The organism is Dulcicalothrix desertica PCC 7102, assembly GCF_003991905.1.
Classification (GTDB): Bacteria; Cyanobacteriota; Cyanobacteriia; order Cyanobacteriales; family Nostocaceae; genus Dulcicalothrix; species Dulcicalothrix desertica.
In genome coordinates, this window is sequence record NZ_RSCL01000092.1 from 1 (window position 1) to 2,307 (window position 2,307).

A 2,307-nucleotide genomic window follows, 5' to 3' on the forward strand; every position below is an offset into this window, starting at 1 on the left:
GTAACCGTTCAGGGGGGGCGCCTGCGTTCGTGGATAAGCGAGAGTTTGGAGCAACTATTTTTAGAGAGCAATTAGGTAGAAGATATTAATTAATTAGGCTGCTTCAGCTAGGTAGGAAGTTCCTTTACAGGAAACGCATAGGCTGACACCTAGATTGCTGCTGTACTGCTCCCGAACAATCTTAAGTAAAGGTGCGCTTGTAAAAATAGTAGCCATAATCTGGTAGTCTATGATTTATGGAACAACTCAGCCCCAGCATTAGAGAGCAAGTATCCCAAGAAGATTGGGAAAAAACTCCAGCCAGCGTCAAAAAACTGGTGGAGTCTATGGCTGATGGCATTGAGAAATTAGAACGACAGGTAACGGGTTTGCTTGAAGTTCAGCAGCATTTATCTGAAAAAGTAAATAAAACATCAAAAAACTCGTCATCGCCACCAAGTAGCGACCCACCAGGATTTGGCGAGAAATCAAAAAAGAAAAAAAGCGGTAAAAAACGGGGAGGTCAGCCTGGTCATGAGGGTAAAAGTAGAGACTTATACCCAGTAGAGAAATGTAGTGAGTCATACGACCACTATCCAACAACATGTACTTGCTGTGGAGAAATTTTAAGCGGAGAAGATACTAACCCGTACCGCCATCAAATAGTTGAGATTCCGCCGATTGAGCCAGAAGTTACAGAACATCGCTTACACCAATTGACCTGCAATAATTGTGGGGCAAGTACTCGTGCAACACTACCTGACCACGTAAACGTAACTGGATATGGAGTCAGAGTTGTTGCGATGGTAGCCTTACTAAGTGGACTGTATCGCAACAGTCATCGCATGGTGCAAAGCGCGCTTGCTGATTTATTTGGCATTTCAATGTCGCTAGGGACGGTAAACAAACTTAGACTTGAAGCCAGCAATGCAGTCGCAACCTGTGTAGAAGAAGCAAAGCTTTACGTCCAACACTCCAAAGTAGTGGGGGCGGATGAAACAGGTTTTAATCAAGGTAATATAGACGGTTGCAACGCGAAAAACCTGTCTGCTTGGCTGTGGGTTGCGGTCACACCACTAGTTTCATTTTTTGAAATCGCCCTGACTCGTGGCGCCGAAGCTGCTAAAAATCTGCTTGGTGAAAACTTTGCCGGTATCTTGAACTCGGACAGATATGCATCCTATAACTGGGTAGATATATCGCGTAGACAATTGTGCTGGGCACATTTGAAACGTGAATTTATCAAAATCTCGGAACGAAGTGGGGTATCTGGAGAAGTAGGAGCCGCACTCGTTAAACAACAAGAAAAATTATTTGAGTTATGGCATCGAGTTCGCGACGGTACTTTGGCTCGTTGTGACTTTATTAAAATAGCTGTCTATATTCGCAGTGAGATCAAAGAATTATTGGAAGAAGCTGCTGATTATCAGATTACATCTATTGAAAAAACACCTCTAGCTAAAACCGTTCGCACTTGTCGCCAATTACTCAAGGTTGAACCTGCGATGTGGCTGTTTGTGACAACAGAAAGTGTGGAACCAACAAATAACGCAGCAGAAAGAGCAATTCGTCCTGCTGTCATATGGCGACGCACCAGCTTTGGTACGCAAACACAGGCTGGAAGTACTTTTTTTGCGCGCATGATGACTGTGGTTACTAGCCTTAAATCTCAGCATCGTAATGTTTTAGAATTTATGGCACAAGCTGTTACTTCTGCTCGCGAAGCAAAAAAACCTCCTTCCTTATTGCCAGAACTAATCTCAGGTAAAGAGAAACAAGATTTTTTAAATGTGGTTTGACTTATAAGACATAATAGCCATATGGCTTATAAAATAAGGATTCTTTTAAACTGCTCGTTTGGTAAGACAAGCAGCCAACCCGCTGCGCTCCGGTTAGTTCCAACGTAAAACATCATTTCTATCTGTATCAGGTTGACTCAGCAAGAGCAACGATTGGTGGTGCCCGCGCTCTAAGGGTTGTTGGCTAGCCCACCCCAATAATGAAACGCCCTTTTTCTAGTGGGAGCGTATACCTTTGCAGTGTCTTGAAGAACGCTCGTTTATTAGTGTTTCTTCGGGAAGCAAATATTGAAATTATAATTAGTTCGACTTCACCCAAGATTGGTTAGATACTACTGTGATGTATTTAGTCTTTGCGCGTGTATGTGAAGCTAATTGTCATTCTTTTTTTAGGTCTTATAATTACTTTTTACGAGCGTTTTTATGGCACCGTGACCCCCCTTGGGGGTCACGAGCTTAAAGTTTTGGGAACTGAACCATACTGCTGCCTGAATCCTTGCTGTTTTGTCGGCGCCCCCTGAACGCTTAC

At 43.3% G+C, this 2,307-nt stretch carries 1 protein-coding gene; it reads left to right on the forward strand.

Annotated elements, in window-relative coordinates:
- Positions 1–236 precede the first annotated feature (236 nt).
- On the forward strand, positions 237–1,778 hold the full coding sequence (gene tnpC / locus DSM106972_RS50870) for an IS66 family transposase (protein WP_127087840.1): 1,542 nt from the start codon (positions 237–239) through the stop codon (positions 1,776–1,778).
- Positions 1,779–2,307 lie beyond the last annotated feature (529 nt).